Genomic DNA, 25,143 nt, shown 5'->3' on the forward strand with positions numbered 1-25,143 from the left:
CTTCCTTCGGCGTTTCATGTTATTTTTATTTGTTTGTTTTATCCAATTACGATATTGACAATCTTCTTCGGTACAACGATAACCTTCTTCACTGACTTTCCTTCCAGCCATTTAGCGGAATTCTCATGGTTCAGCGCTGTCTTCTCCACTTCTTCTTTCGGCATGTCAGCCGGTAATTCTAAGTTGTAACGAACTTTCCCGTTGAACGAAATGGCGTAAACGGCAGTGTTCTCTACCAGATAAGCTTCGTTGTAGGCCGGCCATTGGGCATCGCACACCGTAGTGTTATGGCCTAATTCATGCCACAGTTCTTCTGCAACGTGCGGTGCAAACGGAGCAAGCAGGATGACCAGCGGTTCCAAGATGGCCTGTTTGTTACATTTCAGAGAGCTCAGTTCGTTGACACAGATCATGAAGGCACTGATCGACGTATTGTATGAGAAATGTTCGATGTCGAAGGTTACCTTCTTGATCAGCTTGTGCAGCGACTTCAGTTCTTCTGCCTTCGGTTCGTCGTTGCTTACCTGCAGGCTGTCTGCCGTTCCGTAGAACAACGTCCAGAGTTTCTTCAGGAAGCGGTGTACACCGTCGATTCCGTTGGTATCCCATGGCTTTGACTGTTCGATCGGGCCTAAGAACATTTCATACAGACGCAAGGTGTCTGCTCCGTATTTCTCGACAATGACATCCGGGTTGACGACGTTGAACATGGATTTTGACATCTTCTCGACAGCCCATCCGCAGACATACTTGCCGTCTTCCAGGATAAATTCGGCTGTGTTGTATTCCGGGCGCCAGTTCTTGAAGGCTTCTATATCGAGGATATCGTTGGATACGATGTTGACATCCACATGCAGCGGAGTCACGTCGTACTGGTCTTTCAGTCCGAATGATACGAATGTATTGGTATCTTTAATACGATAAACGAAGTTCGAACGTCCCTGGATCATACCCTGGTTGATCAGCTTCTGGAACGGTTCTTCCTTTACACTGACTCCCAGGTCGTGCAGGAACTTATTCCAGAAACGAGAGTAGATCAGGTGACCGGTTGCATGTTCGGTTCCACCGACATACAGGTCGACGTTCTGCCAGTATTCATCAGCTTCCTTAGATACCAGTTCCTTGTCGTTATGCGGGTCCATATAACGCAGGTAATAAGCGCTTGATCCGGCAAATCCCGGCATTGTATTTAATTCCAGCGGGAAGACCGTCTTCTGATCGATCAAGGCATTGTCTACCACTTCGCCTTTCTCTACATCCCAGGCCCATTTGGTAGCATGTCCCAATGGAGGTTCGCCGCTTTCAGTCGGCAGGAACTTCGCTACTTCCGGTAATTCCAACGGCAGTTTGCTCTCGTCGATCATATACGGCATGCCGTCCTTGTAATAAACCGGGAACGGTTCGCCCCAGTAACGCTGGCGGGAGAAAATAGCATCACGCAGACGGAAGTTTACTTTTACACGTCCTAACTGATGTTCTTTTACATATTTCTTCGTGGCAGCAATGGCTTCCTTGATGGTCAGTCCGTTCAGGTTCAGGTCGCAGTAAGGAGTAACGCCTGCCTTCGGTGAGTTACATACGATACCTTCTTTTGCATCGAAGCTTTCTTCACTGACATCGCAGCCTTCTACCAACGGGATGATCGGCAAATTGAAATGTTTGGCGAATGCGTAGTCGCGGCTGTCGTGTGCAGGAACGGCCATGATGGCTCCTGTTCCGTAACCGGCCAATACATAATCGCTGATCCATACCGGAACGGCATCACCTGTAAACGGATTGATGGCGTATGAGCCGCTGAATACACCTGTTACCCGACGGTCGGAAATACGTTCGCGTTCGGTACGTTTCTTGGTACGGTCCAGATAAGCTTCCACATCGGCTTTCTGAGCTTCAGTAGTCAGCAGCGGAACCAATTCGCTTTCCGGAGCCAAAACCATGAAGGTAACACCGAACATCGTATCGGCACGGGTTGTGAAGATGGTGAATTCCAAATCCTGGTCTTTTACTTTAAAGCGGACTTCCGTACCTTCCGAACGACCAATCCAGTTACGCTGGGTTTCTTTCAGTGAATCTGTCCAGTCGACTGTTTCCAGTCCGTCCAGCAAACGCTGAGCATACGCAGAAACACGCAAGCACCACTGGCGCATCTTCTTCTGGACAACCGGATAACCACCACGTTCGGATACACCGTCTACTACCTCATCGTTAGCCAATACCGTTCCCAGCTGCGGACACCAGTTCACCATCGTCTCGCCCAGATAAGCGATCCGGTAGTTCATCAGGATTTCCTGCTGTTCCTTTTCACTCTTGGCCTTCCATTCTTCGGCTGTAAAGCTCAGCTCTTCGCTGCAAGCCACATCCAAGCCTTCCGTACCTTTCTCTTCAAAATAAGCTATCAGTTTGCTGATGGGCTGTGCCTTCTGGCATCCATTGCAATAGTAGCTGTTGAACATCTTCTGGAAAGCCCATTGTGTCCAGTGGTAATATTTCGGATCACACGTGCGGACTTCGCGGTTCCAGTCAAATGAGAACCCTATTTTGTCCAGCTGTTCCCGGTAACGATTGATATTATTGACCGTTGTGATAGCCGGATGTTGTCCGGTCTGAATGGCATATTGTTCGGCCGGCAGTCCATAGGCATCATAACCCATGGGGTGCAACACGTTGAAGCCGCACAATCTTTTGTAACGGGAATAAATATCAGAAGCAATGTAACCGAGCGGGTGCCCTACATGCAGTCCGGCTCCTGACGGATACGGAAACATATCCAACACATAGTACTTGGGTTTCTCGTTAATCTCTACTTGATAGACCTTGTTGGCGATCCAATATTCACGCCATTTCTTCTCAATGTCTCTGAAATTGTATTCCATATCTGGTTATACCTTTAACAATTATCTTTATTTGAAATACAAAAGTAGTGATTTTATTTGGTTTGCTCCCGTTTCTGTTTTGAATTTTGCTGGCGAGATGGGCATTTTAAGAAATCCCGCTTACTCTCTTACAAAATGCGCCGAATGACCTCTTTTTGCTAACATTCTAAATGAGGAAAAAAGACAAATTGTGGAGCAAGCGGGATTGAAAAGCGATTCTCCCGAGAATTAAAACCAATTTTCGAGGGTTTTGATGAGAAAGCTGGTAGGAAATGAAGCAAAAGCCGGCGTATATTGGTGATTTCCCGGCGTGTTTTGCCGAAAAGCCGGCGTGTTTTTTCAAGCTCAATTTTCAAATAAATCCCCTGCTTCTATTCATCGTAGGAGCAGGGGAATTTTTTATAATCAGTCCGAAAACGATTGGTAATATGGCCCTTTTAAATGGATAGCCTCATTCGTCTGAGATTATTCTTGATAAACCGTTCCTGTGGCTTTCTCTGTGCAAGTAAAGCTGAATGTATACGGTGTAAATTCAGTTTGGGTGGAATAAGCTTTCACCCGAACTTCATAGTAGTAAGTTTCTCCGGATGTGAGGTTTCCGACAGAATAATCAAAATTCATCGGGCAGATACAATTCACTGCGCCTCCGTCCAGTTCCTCAATTGTCAAAACAATCCGGTTTCCCTCTTTCTGTTCCAACAGATATTGGAACTTAGTCAGGTCACACGGACGCTGCAAATTCCGGATGGCGATGCCTATCGTATTACCCTCTACAGTGTAAGTGAGCGAATCGCCCTCCTCGAAGCCCCGTAAACTTTCGTCTTGGCATTGCGCGGACATTACTTCAGACCTCTTGGGGCTGTCTTCGTCATCGCAGGCCGCAAAGCTGCCCAGAATGGTTACCAATAGTAATAGACTGATTTTCTTCATAAGGCTGTCTTATTGGATACCTAACTTCGCTTTGATTTCTTTCGGGATGGCATCTTTGTGCACCAGGATATAGATAGTCTTTGCCTTCACAAAGCTTTCCGACATATTCAGATAACCTCCAAAACGGTTCCGTTCGGTTCCCCAGGAGTTTTTGGTAATGTAATACTTCGTGCCGTTCTGATCTTTGGTGATACCGGTGATATGCATCAGGTGATCGTCGGTCGTAACAAAGGTCTCATACCCTTTCTGACGGATTTCGGGCGTTACGTTGACTTCCGGATACGGATGTTCGAACTTATAGACTTCTTCCAGACGTTCGTTCGGATTCATTTTCTCAAAGCGGGCGCGGTCTGTCCCGGAGTAAGTATCTACACTGTTGACTTCCGGATTGATGGCAACGCCGTTGATGAACGAAAAGCCCTTTTCGCTTACGTCGCCGTCCCAGCAAACCGAATAACCGTTCTTCAGGGCATAATCCATGGTCTGCATCATTTCGTCGAGCGGCAGGTTATACATCAGCTGGTGTTCCCAGTTATCGGGTACTTCGATGTCAAACTTCTGATAATACGGCTGGTGTGTGAAGCTGGTCAGTTCTACGTAGTTGTTCATATCCAGTCCTAAGGAAGCGGCAAAGCTTTTCGGTGTATATTCTTTCCCCTGGTAAGTGAATTTTTCCGGGACCTTTCCGAAATAAATATCGAAAAGGCTGTTTACCAGCTCCTGATATTCCGGACTGTTGGAACGCAGCTTGATGGCTGTTTCAGAAATGCTTTCTACGTACGAAGCCAGTTCTTCGTGGTTATGCCGGTCCGAATCGTAATTGATGCCGTGATAGACTTCTTCGGGTACGATGCCGACCTGCTCAAAAGCGTGCATCCAGGTAGGCGAAAGACTACCCTGGCCTACATTCCCTTTTCCGCGACGCAGGTAGTTGTCTTTCATCTGATTGATGTATTTCTGGCGGACGATGAACATCTCGGAGAGGTCGTACTCGCCTTTTCCCATCCGGAGTAATTCGGATTCCATGAAGGAAGTAGTGGCAAAGCACCAGCAGGTACCGCTGGCAGCCTGGTTCTTGACCGAAGTAGCCGGTACTTTCACTTCATCAGTAAACTGATATCCCTGAGCCATGGCTCCTGACGCCATGCAGGCAAAAACACAAGAAAGTAAAAATGTTTTCATGTTGTATAATGGATTTATTTGATCAATCATCCCGTTGTGCGACGAAGATACGATATTGTTCGTTTATCTCCCAATATTCAGGCCAAAAAGAAAAGTAAGAGGCTCTGTCATTGCCTATCTGAAAAGGATTCATTACTTTCGTGAAAATTATAAACGGATTTATGTACTTAAACACAACAAACGTATGAAGAAACTGGCTTTATTAACAGGTTCGTTATTGGCATTGGCCTTTACATTAGGCAGTTGCTCCGGAGAACCGAAACAGGACAAGGTGCTTCGTCATGTAGTTATGTTCGGCTTCAAGCCCGAAGTAACAGCTGAACAGGTGAAAGCGGTAGAAGATGCTTTCGGCGAACTACCATCGAAGATCGATCTGATCAAGGATTATGAGTGGGGAACAGACTGCAGTCCGGAGGGATTACAGCACGGATTGACGCACTGTTTCTTCGTTACTTTCTATTCGGAAGCCGACCGCGATGCCTATCTGGTACATCCGGCCCATAAAGAATTCGGGAAGGTATTGGGAAACAAAGCCTCTGCCGTCACCGTCCTGGATTATTGGACGAGGTAAATGAAATGATACCCAAGAATGCCAGAATGATACCCAATGTGATACTCAAGAATCCCAAAATGATACTTAAGAATTCTTGATATATAAACCCCTCCGTATAGTTTCTCGCTAGACGGAGGGGTTTTTGATTGGATTCTATATAAGACTTACTGAGCTGTCGTAAAATCTGGAGGAAGGAAGTGCTTTGTAGTCGTTAAAACCCTCTGGCAAATTTCTTCCAGAATGCGTCGGCCATTTCTTCCCAACGCAGGATAGTAGCTCCGGCAAAGTCGGCAGTGTATTGGGTTAGATAAGCCCGTGCCGCTTCTTCTCCTTTTGTCTGGGATAAAGTCTGATAACGGTTTTCTACGAAAGGCATTTCCGACAGTCCTTTCTCTTCAAAGTGTGCGACGGCCGATAAGACGGTTTCTTTAGTTGCTCCCCAGCGGACGGTGGCCAGTTTGTTGGCAGTCCGGTATTTCCAGACGATGGCATCTTCCCGATGGGCCGCCTGTCCGCAGACCGCAAAGCAGGCGGGCAGAGAAGTCGTTCCTGCGAAAACCGGAATACGCGGACTCTGTCCCGGATTATCGAAGGCGATCCAGGCAACGCCGCCGACGGCATCCGGTAACCAGCTTCGTAATTGGATCACGGTTGAATAAGAGCATTGCGGCACCGCTACCAACCGATTCTTCTGTACGGTATTGGGTTTGATCCCGTTCAGCATGGTGATCATATCCGATGTCATCCACGGATTGGCAGCCGGACTGATAATGGTATCGGTCCGACCGGTCTCTTTATTCTTGGCTGTTACTTTCAGGTTCTTGGTCACGTCGAACTCCGAACCGGCATAGGTTTCACGGAGCAGTGCCATCACTTTCTGTACCGATACGGCAGAGTCCGGTTTAACGCTGATGGGCAGTTCTTCCGCGTCATACGAAAGATGCAGCGAAGGAGCCAAGGCATTCAGGATATAATATTCGCGCAGGCTGAATGATTTCTTTTCGCCGAAATAATTCCCGCCGGCATAAGCTTCCCAGAAACGGAAAGGCTTCTTGCCGTCCCAGAATCCTAATTTCTTGGCCACGTCAAACACATTCTCCGAGGCCATGTAATGATCGGTATCTTTCAGGTTGAGCGTAGAAATACGAGGCACATTGGCCGATACGCCCACATGATCATCCGGAATACGTACTGCGGCCCAGACACCGCCAAGCTGGTCCGGCCCTTCTCCGAAGACTTCGAAATGCCATACTTCGTTGGGATCAGCAATGGTCAGACATTCACCCCAGTCGCCATAACCATATTTCTTGACCAGGTCGCCCATCAGACGGATTGCTTCGCGGGCGGTCGTACAACGCTGTAAGGCTATCTTGGCCAGTTCTTCGATCATGAACATACCTTTCTCGTTGACCAGTTCTTTCCGACCGGAGATCGTCGTTTCTCCAATACCTAACTGCTTTTCGTTGAGGCAGGGATAAGCGGTATTCAGAAACTGATAGGTTGAACGGGCTTCCGGAATGGAGCCTTTCAGTGTCATGCCGGTACGGTCATCAGGAGTAGTTGTATGCATCCGTCCCGAATAGATCGATACGGTCGTATCTTTCTCATACCGGGCTGCAGGAACAACTTCCATCCAGGTACGATAGTTGCCGTCGCAGGTATGGCTTGTCATAACTGAACCGTCGGTCGAGGCCTTTTTACCTACCATGATGCTTGTGCAGCTTTCCGGATTCAACGGAGGTAAAGTAGAATTATATTCTTGTGCTAAAAGAAAAGAACAGCAGCAAACCAGGCTGATCACTGTCAATACGTATTTCTTCATTCTGTTCTGTTATTAGATTTGTGCGGTAAAGATACGCTTTTTCAGGATAAGCTGGTATGTTCTTGGAGGGAAGAATAAAATAAAGGTTACCTTCCGGGCCGGAAAGTAACCTTCCTGAATGGGTATGAACCCCTTATTTCTTTTTCCGTTTTTTATCGCCGAATGATTGTTTGCCCGGCTTTCCGTTGGCCCGTTCGAAGCGTTTCTGGGCGGTGCTGCGGCGTTTCCGTTCTTTCTCCTTCCCTTTTCCTTCTCCTTTTTCCTGGGCTTCTTCCACAACGATTCGCCGGCCGTCCACTTCGAAGTTGTTCATGCACTTTTCTACCCGGCGGGCTTCCTTCTCTTCCACTTCGAAGAATGAGAATTTCTCCATCAGGTCGATCCGGCCGATCCGGACTTTTCCCGGAACACATTTGTTGACTAGGTCGATCAGCTGGTTGGTGTATAAGCCATCGGTCTTTCCGAAGTTGATGAAGAAACGGACAAAGCCTTCTTCTGCTTTCCGTTTTCTTCCGCCTTCGCGGTCTTTCCGGCTGGATTTCTCATCAACGGTTTCAATTTCGTCCGCGTCTTTGTAATAATCAATCATGCGGTTGAATTCCAGAGAAACCATACGCTTGATGATGTCTTCCTTGTCCAGCCACTCCAGCTTGCGGTAGATCTGCGGCATCAGTTCGGCGATTTCTTCTTCGTTCACCTTTACTTTCTCAATCTGGTCAACCAGGTTGAAAAGCTGTTTGGCGCAGATTTCCTTTCCTGAAGGCATCACGCCTTTCTCGAACTTCTTGTTGATAACCCGCTCGATTTCCTTGATCTTCCCTTTCTCGCGTATATGGCAGATGGAGATGGAAATACCGGTTTTCCCGGCTCTTCCGGTACGTCCGCGGCGGTGTGTATACGATTCGATATCATCCGGTAAGCCATAGTTGATCACGTGGGTCAGATCATCTACATCCAGACCACGGGCAGCTACGTCGGTTGCAACCAGCAACTGCAGGTTCTTGATACGGAACTTCTGCATCACATAGTCGCGTTGCGCCTGACTCAGTTCGCCGTGCAGTGAATCGGCATTGTATCCGTCCTGGATCAGTTTATCGGCTATCTCCTGCGTTTCCTTACGTGTCCGGCAGAAAATGATGGCGTAAATATTCGGATAGAAGTCGGCGATACGTTTTAACGCCAGGTATTTATCCTGGGCACGAACCATGAAGTAGATATCCCGGATATTCTTATTCCCTTCGTTCTTGTTACCAATGACGATCTCTTTCGGGTGATTCATGTACTGTTTGGTAATCGCTGCAATCCCTTGTGGCATGGTTGCCGAGAAGAGCAGCATATTACGGGAAGCCGGAACCTCCGCCAGGATCGCATTGATGCTGTCAGTAAATCCCATGTTCAGCATTTCGTCGGCCTCGTCCATGATGACATTGCGGATATGACTCAGATCGACCGTTTTCCGGTTCATCAGGTCGAGTAATCGTCCCGGTGTCGCTACAACGACGTGAACACCACGTTTCAGCGTCTTGATCTGACTTTCAATGCTGGAACCACCATATACAGGCAGTACACGCAGGTGATCAATATATTTGGAATAGTCATTCAAATCGTCGGCGATTTGCAAGCAGAGCTCCCGTGTCGGGCATAATACCAATGCTTGAGGCTGGTAATCTTCCACCTCTATCTTCTGTAAAATAGGCAGACCAAAGGCAGCCGTTTTACCGGTTCCTGTCTGAGCCAAAGCAATAACATCATTATCTTGTCCCAGTAAATAAGGAATCACTTCCTCTTGTACGGGCATCGGGGAAACATACCCCAGTTCCTGAATTGCCTTTAATATCGGTGCGGCAACTCCTAATTCTTCAAATGTTTTCAAATTCTGTCTGTTAGATGATTATAAAAACGGATCGTTTTCAGTTTGCAAAGATACAAAAACTCGCCCGATTTCTGATGGATTTAGGAAGAATAATGTAAACTATTTTTGAGATATGAAAAATATAAGTTCCTAAGGTCAATGATGATAGCTTTGTCAGTGTCTGACGATATTTAACATGCCGATGGTCAACTCTGTCTCCATTTCTCTTAATCTGAATCTTATAAACGATTCTTTTCGCTTTGACCAGCACCTCTTCCTTTATATTTGCTCATCGTAGAGTTAAATGCATAACGTATGGTAAGCCGAACGGCCTGTGAATCACTATAGTTCCATTTGTCAAGTTTCATTTGAGTTCCATAGGTTATCATTGAATTACGGGCTGTTTTGAATATATCTGTTGCACTAAGCTGGAAGAACCAGTTCCCAATCGTTTTGGTTACACCCAGATTTATTTGCCATGACGGTTTTAGTGTAACCACATCCATATCTCCCGATGTATGATATAGCATATCACCTGTAATGGTGAAACCTTTTCCAACAGATAGGCTGTTGTAGAAATTGATAAACAAAAATGGATTGTTCATTCGCAGTTCTGTCCCCATAAATGGTATTTTAAGGTTTTGCCCCATCAGATAAAATTGGAGACGAGGTGACCAGATTGATATTTTAGGGGATAGAGATACCATCGCTGTATATTTTGAGATATGATCATAATTCATATAAGTCATCAGATTTACTGGTTCTCCTTCCTTATATGCTTCAACAATCCCGACTATAGCATCTTTTACATATTGATAGCTTGCTGAAAAGAAAACCCATTTGTAAATACCAGATAAAGAAACATCGTGATTCATTTCCGGTTTCAATAGAGGATTTCCTGTTTCATAGGTAAAGCGGTCGTCATATTGTATATTGCTGCTCAATTGACTATACAGCGGCCGTTTTGTCTTGGCAGTGTATGATAGAGTAAACTTAGCTTTTTTAATAGGGAACGTAAAGTCTATATTGGGAAACAGACGATCATATTTTCGGCTTTGCTCTGATATTAAAAGCCCATTCTCATAGTAATCGGATATAGTATGCTCATACCTTAATCCCCCTGAAAGTTCATAGACTCCTATGGGAAAAGTGGCACTTATGAAACCGGCAATATTATGTTCCTTGATATTATCATCTGCATCCGGCAAAAAATCATTATAGTTATCATATCGGTCAGTTCTGTTTGTATAAGTGTACTCATAACCGGCCTCAAGTGTATTTTTGCCAAAGACGTAATCCAGGACGGATTTGGAGGCAAACATTGAACTGTTGATGCGATTCAGGCTGCTTATTGCCGATTTCCCTTCCGATAAACTGATTTCATCTATTTCCTGTTCAGCTTTATTGCGGCTTGAATAATAGTCGTTATTTACAGTAAGCGTCCAATCTCCATATTCGCCTATATAATACATATTCAATATGTTCGTCGGCATATTCTTTCTTTTCCAGTATGTATAGTAATCTATTTTATCATCAAGGATACCATTTAATTCGATCGTTTCATTTGTGGTCCAGTCTGAATGATTGTAAGGTGTACCTTGAAATTCATATTTTGCTCCCAATACATTCTTAGGGTTAATTTGCCAGTTGAAACCTAAATTGGCATTATAAGTTGTGCTGACAGGCAATATGATAATGTCAGAATTCAGATCATACAGATTATGCCCAGTATTTATCATGGTGACATTTTTCTGCTGCTGATATCGCCTTGAATGGTCGAAAGCAAAGGCCCCGAATATGTCAAGATTATTCTTCCTGAAATTGAAAGAAAGGTTGTCTGAATTAGACCAGGAGTGGGCAGCCCGGACGACACCTTGTATTGAGCCGCTTAATCCGTCTCCTTGTTTCTTGATTGTGCGGACTAATAACACCGATTTTACTTCCGCGCCATATTTTGCACCGGGATTACTGATTACTTCCACACTTGCAATATCTTTTGATGACATTCTATATAATTCGCTGTTGTCCGTCAGTTTTCTCCCATTCACATATATTATGGGTGTCCCTTTGCCAAAAACAGTAAATTTGTCATCTTCACGCTTAACGCCTGGAAGTTGTCCAATCACATCCATTGCATTCCCGAGCAGGCTTAAAACAGACCCATTTACAGTTGTGATTATGCCACCTTTTGTCAAATGTTGAGAAGGTCGTGCCGTTACTGTAATTTCGTCCAGCAGAATATTGTCTGAAACGAGCACGAGTGTTCCAATATCGTTTTTCTCATCCAGCGTTTTTATAATTGTCTTGTATCCGAGAGCGGAAATTTGTAGAAACTTTGCGTTTGAATAATCGGTTAAAAAATCAAATTTACCGCTTACGTCTGTTACTGTACCAGCGATATATACGGAATCAGCACCCATCAAAATAACATTTGCAAACTCTACGGGGTTCTGGTTCTCGTCACATATCACACCTTTGATTTGCGCCTTGACTGTAAATGGCACAATCATTAAAACGAAAATAAATAAAAGATTTCTTTTCATACTTGCTTGCATTTTTATGACTCAATGCAAAAGTATGATTTTGGTTATAGGGGCTTTAGAATTATGCATTGCAGATTTGTTGCAATGTGCGTTTCAGTGTTTCATATTTGTTTCAATGTTTGTATATTATGATGTATATTAGTTTATTATCTACCGAATATAAATTGATACATCTGAGGGTCAAGCTTTTCTTTAAGTCTGCTTTTTCGAGTTCTGATAGCGTTTTCCGAAGCCCCCATGCATTTGGAAATCGTTGTATTATTTATTTTCAGAAGACAAAGGAGACATAGTGTCAGATCATCCAGATTGACTCCATTGCCTGCCGCTTTTATATCGATTATCATGTCTGTGAATTCTTCGAATAACTGTTTCCTGAGTTTGTCCCTTTCTGCAGGCGGGAGAAAAGAACCATTGGAATGTTTATCATTTCCTTCTAATATTTGAAGTTTCTTCATCCATCCATTCCGAATGAAATTGTCTCTGCAAATATCAGCTCTTTTCTTCCAAATCTTAGTCAATTCAGAATTTTGGTCATTCTCAGAATCAATAGATTGTAATTCTATCTGATTGACACGAATCTGGTCCAGTTCTTTTCTTATTTTTATATATCGTTTCTTGTTATTTCTGTCGTATAGGAAGAACAATATTATACCAAAGAATACGATTGATAATATGATGACAATCTTTCTTTGGGTTCTTAGTTGCGATTCATGAATGTGTTTCTGCAATAGTAAGTTGTTGCTTGAAATCTCACTATTCAAAGCTTCTTTTCTTGAAATGGCTTGTGAAATTGAATCGTTCCTTGAAATCCCTTCACTTGCAGAAACTTCTTCACCCAAGGTGTATTTTACACATGCATTGAGTATTCTAAGGCTGTTGTATGTATTGATTGAATACTTATCAGGGGCGCTACTATATAACGAATCAGCTTTGTCGCAAAAATATTTTGCAATGCCTGTATGCCTGTTGTTTAGATTGAGAAAACCTAAAGTAATCAACCTTCCCAAACTGTTTTCAGGTAATTCCGTTAAATAGCTTTTGGCTTTTTCGTAATTTACGCCTGGTGTATTTGCATAATTCAGCACATAGGTTGTATAATTAGATTCTCCTTTATTTTGTTGTGAAAAATCAATGGCACGGGCGATATAAACCAATGCGGAGTCATTTTCATTGATGAAGCCATAGCAGGCTCCAATTTGGTGTAGAGCATAGGCCTTTTGTTGTTCTGTCTCCGCATAAGTTAATGCTTTCCTTGCATATACTATTGCTTTATTGTAATCTTTTTCAGCAGACGGTTCACAATAAATATCTGCCAGTTTCATATACAAAGAATATAGCTGGGTTTTTATTTCCCTCACCTATCATGTTGATTGACTGCTGCAAATAATAGGACATTGAATCCTGTTGCCCACGCCACATAGCCTGATAGGCTTTGAGCTGATAGGCTTTGAATAGCTCTATGCTGTCACAATTCTGCTTGAAATATGATACACTGTTGTCCAATAGTCTATCGGAGGCAAAGGCTTTGCTTTGTTGAAGTTTTGTCGTAGCGAGCAATATGCCGCATCGTGCTCTTTGTTGTTGTGTCAATTTTGAATATGGATATAATGTTTCCAGTATTGTTTGGGCAGAATCGGGATGCTCAACGGCCATTGATTCTGCCGTATCTAAAATCCTCTCTTTTTGTGTGGAATTGTTACATGCACATAACGCCACTGCTAATATAATGATATATAGTATATTTCTCATACTTGTCCCTTTTGATACAAAAGTATATCTTTCTTTTAAGAAAACCGTTAAGGAAAAAAGAAAGATTACATCCAACAGAATGTTGGTTCATACTGATATTTGTCATATAGTTGTTGAAATAAGGTAGTTCCAAGTATCGAACGAAGATGGAAGGTGGAACGGATAATATCAGAATTTGTTTACCGGTTTTATCCATGATAATACGCTTTATTTTCCAGTATAAAAAATATACTTGGTTATTAAAATGATATTTCTTATTTTTGTGCATCATTAATATTAGGTGATATAAATAGTCATGAAGAGATCAACGGTACAGGATGCCACATTCCCTGCCTGTCCGGTCAGGAATGTGTTGGCAAGAATATGTGATAAATGGGCCTTGTTAGTTTTATATATTCTGGATAGATCCGGCAAGGAAAGCATGCGTTTTACGGAGTTAAGGCAGCACATGCCTGATATTTCCCAGCGGATGCTGACGATGACCTTGCGAACATTGGAAGAGGATGGCTATATCACTCGGACTGTCTTTTCGGAAATACCGCCACGGGTGGAATATGCACTTACAGTCAGGGCCGAATCCCTGAAGCCGATCCTGACTTCCTTGTTGGAATGGGCGGCCGAGCATATGGAAGAGGTCATGCACGACCGTAGAAAAGCCATGTCGCAGCCTGAATAAATAATTCAATTCACACACGATAAGTACCAAGAAGATGAAAGCAGCTCAGATAAAGAAATATGCAAAGAAAATCAATGTGAGTATCAATGAGGTTCCCGTTCCTGTGCCGGATAAACATGAAGTGCTGATCCGGGTAAAAGCTGCGGCGGTTAATCCTTTGGAGAACCTGATCCTTACAGGCCGTATACGGTTGGTCCAAGATTATCACATGCCTCTTACATTGGGAAACGAATGTGCCGGGATCGTGGAAAGCGTTGGCGAAGATGTGAGGGATTTTAAGGTCGGAGATTCCGTTTATGCCCTATTGCCCCTGCATAAAATAGGTGCTTTTGCCGAATACGTGGCCGTTGACTGTCGGGCTGTTGCTCCGATGCCATCCGGCTATGACTTTGTTACGGCTGCGGCCATTCCTTTAACCGGTTTGACGGCTTATCAGGGACTTGTGGAAGAACTGGAAGTACAGTCCGGTAAAACCCTGCTGATTCCCGGAGGTTCCGGAAGTTTTGGACAAATGGCTGTACCTGTCGCAAAGGCCATGGGGCTTCGTGTCATCATCACGGGCAATAGGCGTTCACGGGAGAAGTTTGAGCAAATGGGAGTTGACCAGTATATCGTGTATACGGAAGAGAATTATTGGGATCTCTTGTCTGGCGTCGATTACGTCATAGATACTTTGGGCGCTTCCGAATTTGAGCATGAGCTGTCTGTCCTGAAAAAAGGAGGACGGTTACTGAGTTTGAGGAACGCTCCTAATAAAATGTTTGCCCTGCGAAATGGTTTCCCCTGGTTTAAGAAACTGCTGTTTACGGTAGCTGGATACAGGTATGACCGGGCTGCTCGAAAACAAGGGAAAGAATACCGTTTCATATTCGTCCGCGCGGATGGCGTCCAGCTCCGGAAAATAACGGAAATGGTAGAGAAATATCATATCGTTCCGGATGTTGATCCCCGGATATTCTCTTTGTCTCAGGTAAATGAGGCCCTTCAACTTGTAGCTGAAGGACGGCTCAACGGTAAGGTGATGATTCAAATGTAAACCTTATAAGGATAGAAGAAGGAGGTAGAAAAGTATGAAACTGTATGAAATCTGTTTTAGTCCGACAGGTGGAACCCGGAAAGTCTCCGGATTTTTGGCCCAAGCGTTGAATGGAACGTCGGTAAACATTGATCTGTCTGACCGAAAGAAGAACTTTGGTGACATTGCGCTACAGGAAGATGAGGTTGCCATCGTAGCTGTTCCTTCGTATAGCGGACGTGTACCGGCTCCGGCGGCTGCACGTATCTCACAAATTCAGGGAAACGGCGCCAAGGCTGTTATCGTTTGTGTTTATGGTAACCGTGCTTATGAAGACACCTTGGTTGAACTTCAGGATCTTGTGCAGCAGGCCGGGTTCACGGTTATAGCTGCTGTCGCAGCGATAGCAGAACACTCCATCGCGCACAAATATGCCGCGGGCCGTCCTGATCAGGCCGACGAGAAGCATTTGAAAGCGTTTGCCGATAAGATAGTCGACAAGCTGAATGAAAGAGACTTCTCTACTCCTGCCATACCGGGCAACAGACCGTACAGAAAGGCCGGAAATGCGGGTATCGTGCCCAAAGCAACCGAGGCCTGTACGAAATGCGGTGTCTGTATTTCCAAATGTCCTGTCGGGGCCATCAGTCCGAGTGATCCGGCAAAAGTGAAAAAGAAAGCCTGTATTTCCTGCATGCGCTGCGTTGCAGTCTGTCCTCATCAGGCCAGAAAGGTTAATGGCTTGCTTCTTGCCATCGTACATCTGATGCTTAAGAAGGCCTGCTCTGTAAGAAAAGAATGCGAACTGTATATTTGATAAGCTGGCTAAGTGAACCTGCATGGCCTCTTGCCTATTTCAGCAAGAGATCTTTGAGCTTGTCTTTGTTTCTTCCTGAGATTTTGAGCCCAGTCTCCCGGTAATTGTCGAATGATCCGTATCGGTTTTCGATTTCCTGATAGGCAATATTCAGGTACGATTCACTGACAGACAGCAGGACCGTCATTGTCTCTTGTGAATCCGAACTGAGTGAAGAAGCTGTTTTGGCCATAAATCCCGGGTTGATATAATGGTTGGAAGCCATATATTCCCGAGTAATGGATTCTTGTGAAATATCCAGAATGGAAAACAGAAACGAGATAAAAATCCCGACCCGGTCTTTTCCCAACTCACCACTGATCAGTACCGGATAGTTTTTCTTATCGAGCAAGATGCGGAGCGCTTCTCCGAAGTCTTCCGTATTATTGGCGATAAAACGGATGTAGGCATCTTCCATGAAAAGAGAACCGTCCCGTTTACGTACCTTGTTTTCGAGAATACGCTGCATCATTTCGTCCTTATTGCCGCAGGGAATGGGGATGTGAATGATTTGCGTATTAGGGAAATAAATGGGTCTCTCTTTTACTTCATGAGCCGTCCGTAGATCAATGATGGTTTTGATACCGGCGGCACTCATCCGGATGGAATCCTGGGAGGTGAAGTTGTGTATATTGCCCGAACGGTAAATCTTCCCCCAGCGGATATGCCTGCCTTTCTTTGATTTATAGCCACCTACATCCCGGAAATTCTGGATTCCTTCCATAAAGGTGTACTGGGCCGCGATATCCTGTGGAAAATGATCGTTGAAGGTGATACGGAAATACTTCCGCTGGATGTTATTCTCGGTGATGTAGCGGATAAAACCATCTTCTATCGGTGTTGTAATGGCCGGGTGGCTCATATCGAACTTGTCCGGTACATCCGAAACATACAGTTTCGCTGTTCCTTGGATAACCGGATTAGTCTCCCATTTGATAATGTAATTACCAATTTCATCACGCACACACAACGCCTTGATATCACATGATTCCGGCTTGCATCCGAACAATGCCAGTAAACATGTCAGTAATCCGAAAATCTGCTCTTTCTTCACCATTCTCCCAACTTCTATCTATCAACACAAAGATAGAAAATCCCCGAAATTCTCCCAATATCTTATATTTATTTAAGTTTCGCTTGGAAACTTCCATATTTACCGGCAAATTCACAGGAAATGTAATTGTCGTAGCTCTGACAGACTTCGGCTGAAAAGTCAATACCGCACTGGATGATTTTCGTCCATTGCTCCTGACTGAGTGTTGGCAGATCATCCTTCCGGATCTGGTATTTCAGGAGCCCGTAAATAATGCCTGCATTGAAATTGTCGCCGGCTCCGATGGTACTGACCGGCTGGATAGGCTGTGCGTCGACATGGGCCGAAAAACGGCTTGTCCGCAGGTCTACTCCGTCGGCTCCACGTGTAGTCAGAAAGTTATCGCAGTAAAACTGGATATGATCCTGGTATACCTGGTTGAGGTCGGTCTGCCGGAACAGGTTGTAGAAGTCTTCATCCGAACCCCTGACGATATCGGCAAACTCGAAATTTTCCAGGACGGTAGGCATCACGTGGATGGCTTCGTGGGCATGGGCCTTCCGGAAATTCGGATCGTAATAGAGAATGGCCCCCCGTTCTTTCGCGTATTCGAGGAATTCATAAACCCGTTTCCGTAAAGCCGGATTCAGGGAATAATAGGAACCGAAGATGAAAATATCATCTTCTTCGATGGGTGGAAGCGGTACTTCCAGCCGCTGTTTCGGATAGTCTTTGTAGAAGGAATACTGCGCATTCTGGTGCTCGTCCAGGAATGCCAGCGACAGCGGGCTTTTCCCATCCGGAAACCGATCTACATACTGGGTGGAAATATGGTTCTCCTGCATAAACTGCTGGATGATATCCCCGACCTTGTCATTCCCGATTTCACTGATAAAAAGCACATCTACACCCAGTCGTCCCAATGAGACCAGGCCATTGAATACGGATCCTCCCGGTACAGCCACGTAAGGCTGGTTCCCCCGGAAAATAATATCCAGTATTGTCTCTCCAATTCCTATTACTTTTCTCATTTCCTCTCACTTATTTTGAATCCGTTTCTCTCATGAATCACTCCCGATTCCCGTTGGTTTTGCGGGGTGGTTCAGCCGGGAAACTTGTAGACCTGATTTTATTCTTTCTGGCTCTGTTCGCGGCTTTTTGAGCCTAAATAGCCGCCATGATGGCGTTTGGCGTAATCGCTGTTGGTAAAACCGATCCGTTTCATGGTGCTGACTACCAGGATGTCACCGATAACGGTCATGACCGTGGTTGAGGTTGTCGGTGTCAATCCTAACGGACAGACTTCGGCCGGTGCTCCTGTTGGCAGACAGACGGTTGCTTCCCGGGCCAGTTCGCTTTCCGGATTTCCGGTGATAACGATGAACTTCATCTCCGGAACCAGGCCTCTGGTAAGCGAAACCAGTTCGACCAGTTCGCGTGTTTTGCCCGAGTTGGAAATCAACAGCATGATATCGTTGGGGCGGACAATGCCCAGATCGCCGTGCTGCGCTTCGCTGGGATGCAGGAAGAAGGCCGGCGTACCGGTCGAGCTGAAGGTCGTTGCGATATTCATGGCGATTTGTCCTGCTTTACCCATTCCACTTGTTACCAGTTTCCCTCCACGAGCGTGCACATACTCCACAATCAGATTGACCGCTTCTTCGTAATTGGAAGAGACGGGAATGTTTCGTACGGCATTCGCTTCTTTCTCTAAAATAGATGCGATTTCGTATGTCATCATGATTTTCTATGCTTGTTTGATATACTGAAGTACAAAAATACATCTTTTTCTCAAACTCGTTGCATTCCTTCCCTTTTTCACGCAGATTTATCCTGTCAGAACAGGGCCGATATGGCCAGGCCGGTATTCAGGTAATTCAGGCGCTTGTTTGTTTCGAAATAAGGCAGACTGGTATAGACATATTCCAGATACAGACGGAAACCCATGGCCGGTGATATCTGGGCCAGCAGTGACGTGGCAGCCGTGCCGGAAATACCTTTATGCAGCACATCCTGGTTATAGAGCAACTGGCAGTAACCCACCTCGAGCTTGGAGTTGAGGAAAATACGTGGGATTACCCGGTACGTGTAACCGGGACCTATGCTGAAGGATGTGGCACCGGCGATGCCCTCACCCTGGGTCAGCTTGGCCGACTGAATGGTTGCCTGCAGGTTGATTCCCCAGCCGTTCTGCCGGTAGTAGGCTGCCGAGATGGTGGTATTCAATCCTTGGTAAGACGTCAGTTCTTTTCCGTTTAAGCTTATTTTGCGTGGAAACAAAGAACTGTAGCCGATGGAATACTCGATGAAAGAGGGAATCCTGGAATAGGATACATCGTCGTCGAGCAGGTCGAACACCGGTTTCTTCCGGAAAATCAGATCCGATAAGATATATCCTACTTCTGTCGACATGATGCCGATGCCTGCTCCGGCCAGGACATCCGACAGCCAGTGACGGTTGTTCATCATTCGTCCGGCTGCCACCAGCGTAGCTGCCGAATAGGCTCCGATTCCTACCCAGGGACTCAGGTCTTTATATTCTTTATAGAGCATGGTGGCGGCCATGAAGGCTGTAGCCGTATGGCCGGACGGGAATGAATTGTTTTTGCTATGGTTGGGTCGATCTCGTTTCACCGTATATTTCAGTCCATTGACAACACCGGCCATCAGGGCGGCAGAAAAGACATCGGCTGTCATCATCTCGCCCCAGTTACTTCGCCCTTTAACGCCTGCCAGCTTCATTCCGAACATGGCGGCCATCGGCGCATATTGCAGGTAGTCGTCAAAGTGATAAGAAAAAGATGACATGTTGGCCTGGCGTGTTTCCTGTATTCTTTTGTCGATTGTGGTGGCTAAGGCACTTGCGAACAGCAGAGGAACGCCTTGTTTGGTGATCTGATAGGCTGATGTCCGCTGTACTTTCTGTATCATCGACAGATTCTCGTTTATATCCAGCGTATCGATGGTTGCGGCATAAACGGAGCCGGAAAAGACAGATGTGCCCAAAGCTATGAATAAACACAGAAATCTCATAAAGCAGATTTAACCTAATATATCAATAAACTTTTTCCTTTTCTCTCTTTTATGAATCCCGTACGGGAGAATACAAGCTGGCAAAAAATAGTGTTGCCAAAAGCTTGACAACACTATTGTTTTATTTATCTCCAGTCGCCATTATCCTTGATCAGCTGGATCAACCGTTCTACGGCTTCCTCTTCCGGGATATTCTTGACCAGACATTCTTTCCCTTTATAGAGGCTGATCTGGTTACGCCCGGCTCCTACATAGCCGTAATCGGCGTCGGCCATTTCACCTGGTCCGTTGACGATACAGCCCATGATTCCGATTTTCAGTCCTTTCAGGTGTGAAGTCGCTTCTTTGATGCGGGCAATCGTTGTCTGCAGGTCGTATAGCGTACGTCCGCAACTCGGGCAGGAAATGTATTCCGTTTTGCTGATACGGACTTTGGCTGCCTGCAGGATTCCGAACATCGTCTGGTCGAGTGTCTGGGCCGGGATGGCATTATCATGGAGCATGACACCATTGCCGAAACCGTCGAGCAGAAGAGCTCCCAGATCGGCCGCAGCTTTCAGCTGGAGCGATTCGATATCCGGTTCGTTGTATTCACGATGAAGAATTACGGGGACATCTACGCCCGTTTTCATCAGGCGGTGCATGGCTGCCCGCTGTTCACCTAATCCGTTGCGGCGGTGGGTACTCAGTACGACAACCACCGTTTTGTCTTTTTTCAGAATCTCCAGTACCTCATCCGTCAGGTCCGGGTAAGTCAGGCGGATGAACTTCAGCGGAGAATCGTAGTTTTTCATCTCTTCTGCTTCAGAAGCAATAAAGTAAGGGAATGCGTTCGCACGTGGTTTCCAGAACTGGGCATCTACCAGCATGCGGAATGTATCCGGCAGGTTATCCGGATTCTCCTGGCCGATATAAATGAAATCGGGCATCGCTTCGTAATTGAACTCGAAATCACCCTGAGACCGGTCGGAGATGACAATCGGCAGGAAGTCTGAACCTATCTTTTCCACGCCCCGTGTCTTCCGTTTCTGGCAGGCAATCGGGTCATAACCGGGAGCCAGCTCACCGGTGATAGGCTGATGACCTTCCCGTTCCAGGATATAATTGACCAGTTTCTGGGCAACGGGCATTTCAGCTTCCGGGTCTTCCGAGAGGGAAACCCGAACGGTGTCTCCAATGCCGTCGGCCAGCAGGGCACCGATACCTACGGCGCTCTTGATACGGCCGTCTTCGCCGTCACCCGCTTCCGTAACGCCCAAATGAAGCGGATAGTTCATGCCTTCTGCTTCCATGGTCTTTACCAACAGCCGGACGGTCTTGACCATGACTACCGGATTGGAAGCTTTGATGGATATAACGACATTCGGAAAGTCTTCATCCCGACAGATTCTCAGGAACTCCATGCACGATTCGACCATCCCATGCGGCGTATCACCATACCGGCTCATGATCCGGTCAGACAGAGAACCGTGGTTTACTCCAATACGAATCGCCGTATGATGTTCCTTGCATATCTGGAGAAAAGGCACGAAGCGGTCGCGTATTTTCTGCAGTTCGGCCGCATATTCCTCGTCCGTATATTCCTGGTGGCTGAAGGTCTTTACCTTATCCACATAGTTTCCCGGATTGATACGTACTTTCTCTACCTCGACAGCTGCTGCATCTGCAGCTTTCGGGTTGAAATGAATATCGGCTACCAGCGGAGTGGTATATCCCTGTTCATTCAGTTGGCGGCGAATAACACCCAAGTTGTGCGCTTCACGTTCGCCCTGTGCTGTGAAACGGACATATTCGGCTCCGGCTTCGATCATCCGGATGGCTTGTTGTACGGCAGCTTCCGTATCCATGGTGGAAACATTGGCCATCGACTGGATACGAATCGGATTGTCACCTCCCATAGGTGTATTCCCGATCTGGACTACCGACGACTGACGACGTTTGTAATTGAAATAATCCATGTGTTCCTAATCAGGTAGAGACGCAAAAGATTGCGTCTCTACGTAAAATTAATTGGTTTTGTATTTGAAAGATACTTTTGCCAGATCTTCGTTGGCCTTTACAATTTTCTTCTTCAGATCTTCCTTGTATTGGGCCAGTTTCGCTTGCAGAGATTCGTCACCGACAGCCAGCATCTGTACAGCCAGGATACCGGCATTCAAGGCTCCGTTGATCCCTACGGTAGCCACTGGAATTCCCGGAGGCATCTGAACGATAGCCAGCAGGGCATCCATACCGTCGAGTGTCGAGTTGATAGGCACACCGATAACCGGAACAGTCGTCATGGAAGCGATGACACCACACAGATGAGCCGCCATACCGGCTGCTGCGATGATGACACGGATACCTCTTTCCTTGGCTCCCTTGGCGAATTTTTCTACTTCTTCCGGTGTCCGATGAGCCGACAGCGCATGCATCTCAAACGGGATTTCCATCTCGTCGAGGAACTTGGCTGCCTTTTCCATAACGGGCAGATCCGAAGTACTGCCCATGATGATACTAACAACCGGAGTCATTTTATTTCGCAATTAATTGTTCATATTCGGCAGCCGACAACAGTTCGTCGAGCTCAGCTGCATCTGATACAGAAACCTTGATGATCCAGCCTTTGCCATAAGCATCTTCATTCACTAACTGAGGAGCGTCTTCCAGTTCCGGATTAACTTCCAGTACTTCGCCAGTAACCGGCATGAACAAATCAGATACCGTCTTAACAGCTTCGATTGTACCGAAAACTTCTTCTTTGCCTACGGTTTCACCTTCAGTTGTGATATCTACATAAACGATTTCACCCAGTTCGCTCTGTGCGTAATCAGTAATGCCAACGTATGCTACGTCGCCATCAACACGGATCCATTCATGATCCTTTGTGTACTTTACATCTGTAGGAAAATTCATATCTCAAGTGTTTTAAATGAAAAAATAGAAATAACTTAATAATGAAGATATATAAATACCTATAAATCCTAACCCAAACCCGGCATAGACCTGAGCCGGTGTATGTCGCTTCAGTATCAGGCGGGAAGTTCCCAAACACCCTGCTGCCAGGAATCCGATGATGAAGCTGATCCACGGATTGAGCGCATAAAGTTGGGCTACTCCCATAACACCTCCTAACAGGCCTCCTATACCGATCATGTGGGCACTGATCTTCCATACGAAGTTAATACCCATAGCCATCAGCATCACGGCTGCCGTCCCGAACAGGATGGCCACGAGCCAGAAAGGCATCAGCATCCGCAGCAGGAAAAAGGCACAGGCCACGATCGAAGCGACAAAGAGCAGGTACGGCAAGGTGCGTACCCTCCGGTTGGTCAGTGCCAGGTCTCCTCCGTTGCCATATTTCACCAGCAGGGCGATGAAGATACCCGGTACAACGGCCGTCATCAGGAATACTCCCGAGAGAATCAGCAGTTTCATCTGGAGCGGATAGACAGCCAGATAGGTGCTGGCAAATGCTAAGGCGACTCCGTAGGTGACCATCAGCAACGGATGAAAGACTACCGATAATATGTTTGCTAATACTTTCATGAGCTGTTCCTTTATATTTCTTTCCGCAGACGGGCTACCGGAATTCCCAGCTGCTCGCGATACTTAGCTACCGTACGACGGGCAATGACGTATCCCTTTTCCTTCAGGATAGCGGCCAGTTCTTCATCCGTCAGCGGTTTCCGTTTGTCTTCTGCATCTACATGCTCTTTTACGATTTTCTTGACTTCGCGGGTAGAGATTTCTTCTCCCTTGTCTGTCTGCATGGATTCCGAGAAGAAATATTTCAGCGGATAAATACCGAAGTTTGTCTGTACATATTTGCTGTTGCTGACACGTGAAATGGTGGAAATATCATATCCCGTCCGTTCTGCCACGTCTTTCAGGATCATCGGGCGGAGAGACGATTCATCGCCTGTCAGGAAGAAGTCCTTCTGCAGGGCGATAATGGCTTCCATCGTGCGTTGCAGGGTTTCCTGCCGCTGTTTGACCGCGTCGATGAACCACTGGGCCGAATCGAGCTTCTGCTTTACGAACTGTACGGCATTTTTCCGGTCGCTTGTCTGATTGGCCTTGTTGCTTGTATAATCCTGGAACATATCTACATATTCCTGATTGATACGCAGGTCGGGAATCCCCCGGTTGTTCATCGACAAGGTAATTTCGCCGTTGTTCGAATCGACGATAAAATCCGGTACGATCTGGCTCATTGCCGTTTCCATTGTTCCTCCCCAGGCAATACCCGGTTTCGGATCAAGGAGAGTAATCTCGCGGATGCTTTTCTTCAGCGTCTCTTCGTTGATCTCCAGTCCGCGCAGTATCTTGTCATAATGCTTGCGTGTAAACTCGTCAAAATAGTCGGTCAGGATCCGGATGGCAATCCGTGTCTCCGGAGTCTGTTCCTTCTTCCGCAGCTGGATCAGCAGGCATTCCTGCAAGTTGCGGGCCCCTACTCCTGCCGGTTCAAAATCCTGGATAATCTGCAGGATGGGGTAAATATCCTTTTCTTCCACATTCAGTCCGGCCTGGAATACCAGGTCATCGGCTATGGCTCCTAAGTCACGGCGCAGGTATCCGTCATCATCAATATTCCCGATGATGTATTCGGCCATCTTCATCTCTTTTTCCGGAAGATTACGCAGGCGCAGCTGCTGAACCAGAAATTCATTCAGTGACTCACTGACCGAGAACGGGATATCTTCTTTCTTTTCACTCCGTTCGCGCATCTCCTGCAACTTATATTCAGGAATGTCATCCTCCGACATATAATCGCCTAATGACAAATCCAGGTCTGCATCCGATTCCCCTCCTTCTGAGCCTTCCCCGTCATCCGGGTTGTCGTGCTCTGCTACATCATAATCATCTTCCGGTGCTTCTTTGCCTTCCTCCAGGGCAGGATTCTCTTCCAGCTCATGCTTTACTTTCTCTTCCAGCTCGATAGCAGGAAGTTCCAGCAAGCGGATCAGCTGAATCTGTTGAGGAGAAAGCTTCTGTTGAAGTTGTTGCCGTAACTGTTGTTTTAACATATCAAATACTCGTT

Annotated in this window: 21 protein-coding genes; 4 read left to right on the plus strand and 17 right to left on the minus strand. The window is 46.0% G+C overall.

The features are described 5' to 3' along the window. Positions 1–38: 38 nt before the first annotated feature. The 3 genes from leuS to NEE14_RS12105 all read right to left on the minus strand — a co-directional run bounded on the left by leuS (position 39) and on the right by NEE14_RS12105 (position 4,985). Entirely contained in the window at positions 39–2,873 is a 2,835-nt protein-coding gene (leuS, locus tag NEE14_RS12095) for a leucine--tRNA ligase (RefSeq protein WP_251966716.1), read from the minus strand. A gap of 465 nt (positions 2,874–3,338) precedes the next feature. Beyond that, positions 3,339–3,803, minus strand: a complete 465-nt coding sequence (locus NEE14_RS12100) for a hypothetical protein (protein WP_251966717.1) — start codon at positions 3,801–3,803, stop codon at positions 3,339–3,341. Positions 3,804–3,812: 9 nt separating this feature from the next. Then, positions 3,813–4,985: a C1 family peptidase gene (locus NEE14_RS12105; RefSeq protein ID WP_251966718.1), complete on the minus strand. Its 1,173-nt coding sequence runs from the start codon at positions 4,983–4,985 to the stop codon at positions 3,813–3,815. A gap of 184 nt (positions 4,986–5,169) precedes the next feature. Here NEE14_RS12105 and NEE14_RS12110 point away from each other — a divergent pair, with 184 nt between their 5' ends. Further along, on the plus strand, positions 5,170–5,556 hold the full coding sequence (locus NEE14_RS12110; RefSeq protein WP_251966719.1) for a Dabb family protein: 387 nt from the start codon (positions 5,170–5,172) through the stop codon (positions 5,554–5,556). Positions 5,557–5,749: 193 nt separating this feature from the next. Here NEE14_RS12110 and NEE14_RS12115 read toward each other — a convergent pair whose 3' ends face one another. The 5 genes from NEE14_RS12115 to NEE14_RS12135 all read right to left on the minus strand — a co-directional run bounded on the left by NEE14_RS12115 (position 5,750) and on the right by NEE14_RS12135 (position 13,504). Further along, the gene (locus NEE14_RS12115) at positions 5,750–7,360 is read right to left on the minus strand and encodes a dipeptidase (RefSeq protein WP_251966720.1); all 1,611 of its coding nucleotides are present in this window, start codon (positions 7,358–7,360) and stop codon (positions 5,750–5,752) included. 133 nt (positions 7,361–7,493) lie between these two features. Next, on the minus strand, positions 7,494–9,233 hold the full coding sequence (locus NEE14_RS12120; RefSeq protein WP_251966721.1) for a DEAD/DEAH box helicase: 1,740 nt from the start codon (positions 9,231–9,233) through the stop codon (positions 7,494–7,496). A 218-nt stretch (positions 9,234–9,451) separates the two neighbouring features. After that, positions 9,452–11,755: an outer membrane beta-barrel family protein gene (locus NEE14_RS12125; protein WP_251966722.1), complete on the minus strand. Its 2,304-nt coding sequence runs from the start codon at positions 11,753–11,755 to the stop codon at positions 9,452–9,454. Positions 11,756–11,901: 146 nt separating this feature from the next. Next, positions 11,902–13,077, minus strand: coding sequence for a tetratricopeptide repeat protein (locus NEE14_RS12130; RefSeq protein ID WP_251966723.1), 1,176 nt, complete (start codon positions 13,075–13,077; stop codon positions 11,902–11,904). Then, the gene (locus tag NEE14_RS12135; RefSeq protein ID WP_251966724.1) at positions 13,052–13,504 is read right to left on the minus strand and encodes a hypothetical protein; all 453 of its coding nucleotides are present in this window, start codon (positions 13,502–13,504) and stop codon (positions 13,052–13,054) included. The genes NEE14_RS12130 and NEE14_RS12135 overlap by 26 nt, the downstream gene beginning before the upstream one ends. Positions 13,505–13,799: 295 nt before the next feature. Between NEE14_RS12135 and NEE14_RS12140 the strand changes: the two genes are divergently transcribed. The 3 genes from NEE14_RS12140 to NEE14_RS12150 are packed head-to-tail and all read left to right on the plus strand — an operon-like array spanning position 13,800 to position 16,012. Next, the gene (locus NEE14_RS12140) at positions 13,800–14,180 is read left to right on the plus strand and encodes a winged helix-turn-helix transcriptional regulator (RefSeq protein WP_251966725.1); all 381 of its coding nucleotides are present in this window, start codon (positions 13,800–13,802) and stop codon (positions 14,178–14,180) included. Between the two features lie 34 nt (positions 14,181–14,214). Continuing rightward, positions 14,215–15,216, plus strand: coding sequence for an NADP-dependent oxidoreductase (locus NEE14_RS12145; protein ID WP_251966726.1), 1,002 nt, complete (start codon positions 14,215–14,217; stop codon positions 15,214–15,216). A 34-nt stretch (positions 15,217–15,250) separates the two neighbouring features. Further along, entirely contained in the window at positions 15,251–16,012 is a 762-nt protein-coding gene (locus NEE14_RS12150) for an EFR1 family ferrodoxin (protein WP_251966727.1), read from the plus strand. Positions 16,013–16,046: 34 nt separating this feature from the next. Here the strand turns inward: NEE14_RS12150 and NEE14_RS12155 are convergent, their stop codons facing one another. The 9 genes from NEE14_RS12155 to rpoN all read right to left on the minus strand — a co-directional run bounded on the left by NEE14_RS12155 (position 16,047) and on the right by rpoN (position 25,129). Beyond that, positions 16,047–17,108: a tyrosine-protein phosphatase gene (locus NEE14_RS12155; RefSeq protein ID WP_251966728.1), complete on the minus strand. Its 1,062-nt coding sequence runs from the start codon at positions 17,106–17,108 to the stop codon at positions 16,047–16,049. A gap of 65 nt (positions 17,109–17,173) precedes the next feature. Beyond that, complete coding sequence (locus NEE14_RS12160) at positions 17,174–18,115, minus strand: carbohydrate kinase family protein (protein ID WP_251966729.1); 942 nt, start codon at positions 18,113–18,115, stop codon at positions 17,174–17,176. A 98-nt stretch (positions 18,116–18,213) separates the two neighbouring features. Then, entirely contained in the window at positions 18,214–18,822 is a 609-nt protein-coding gene (locus NEE14_RS12165; protein WP_422394711.1) for an SIS domain-containing protein, read from the minus strand. 98 nt (positions 18,823–18,920) lie between these two features. Further along, on the minus strand, positions 18,921–20,117 hold the full coding sequence (locus tag NEE14_RS12170; RefSeq protein ID WP_251966731.1) for a phosphatase PAP2 family protein: 1,197 nt from the start codon (positions 20,115–20,117) through the stop codon (positions 18,921–18,923). Between the two features lie 125 nt (positions 20,118–20,242). Further along, entirely contained in the window at positions 20,243–22,075 is a 1,833-nt protein-coding gene (locus tag NEE14_RS12175; protein ID WP_251966732.1) for a 4-hydroxy-3-methylbut-2-en-1-yl diphosphate synthase, read from the minus strand. A 48-nt stretch (positions 22,076–22,123) separates the two neighbouring features. Continuing rightward, a complete protein-coding gene (purE, locus tag NEE14_RS12180; protein ID WP_251966733.1) occupies positions 22,124–22,630 on the minus strand; it encodes a 5-(carboxyamino)imidazole ribonucleotide mutase in 507 nt (168 codons plus the stop codon). Between the two features lies 1 nt (position 22,631). Next, positions 22,632–23,012 carry a glycine cleavage system protein GcvH gene (gene gcvH / locus NEE14_RS12185; protein ID WP_251966734.1) on the minus strand — a complete coding sequence of 127 codons (381 nt, stop codon included), beginning with the start codon at positions 23,010–23,012 and terminating at the stop codon, positions 22,632–22,634. Positions 23,013–23,024: 12 nt separating this feature from the next. Then, positions 23,025–23,645: a hypothetical protein gene (locus NEE14_RS12190; protein ID WP_251966735.1), complete on the minus strand. Its 621-nt coding sequence runs from the start codon at positions 23,643–23,645 to the stop codon at positions 23,025–23,027. An 11-nt stretch (positions 23,646–23,656) separates the two neighbouring features. Further along, positions 23,657–25,129, minus strand: a complete 1,473-nt coding sequence (rpoN, locus tag NEE14_RS12195; RefSeq protein WP_251966736.1) for an RNA polymerase factor sigma-54 — start codon at positions 25,127–25,129, stop codon at positions 23,657–23,659. Positions 25,130–25,143 lie beyond the last annotated feature (14 nt).

It is taken from the genome of Parabacteroides sp. AD58 (assembly GCF_023744375.2).
GTDB classification, from domain to species: Bacteria; Bacteroidota; Bacteroidia; order Bacteroidales; family Tannerellaceae; genus Parabacteroides; species Parabacteroides absconsus.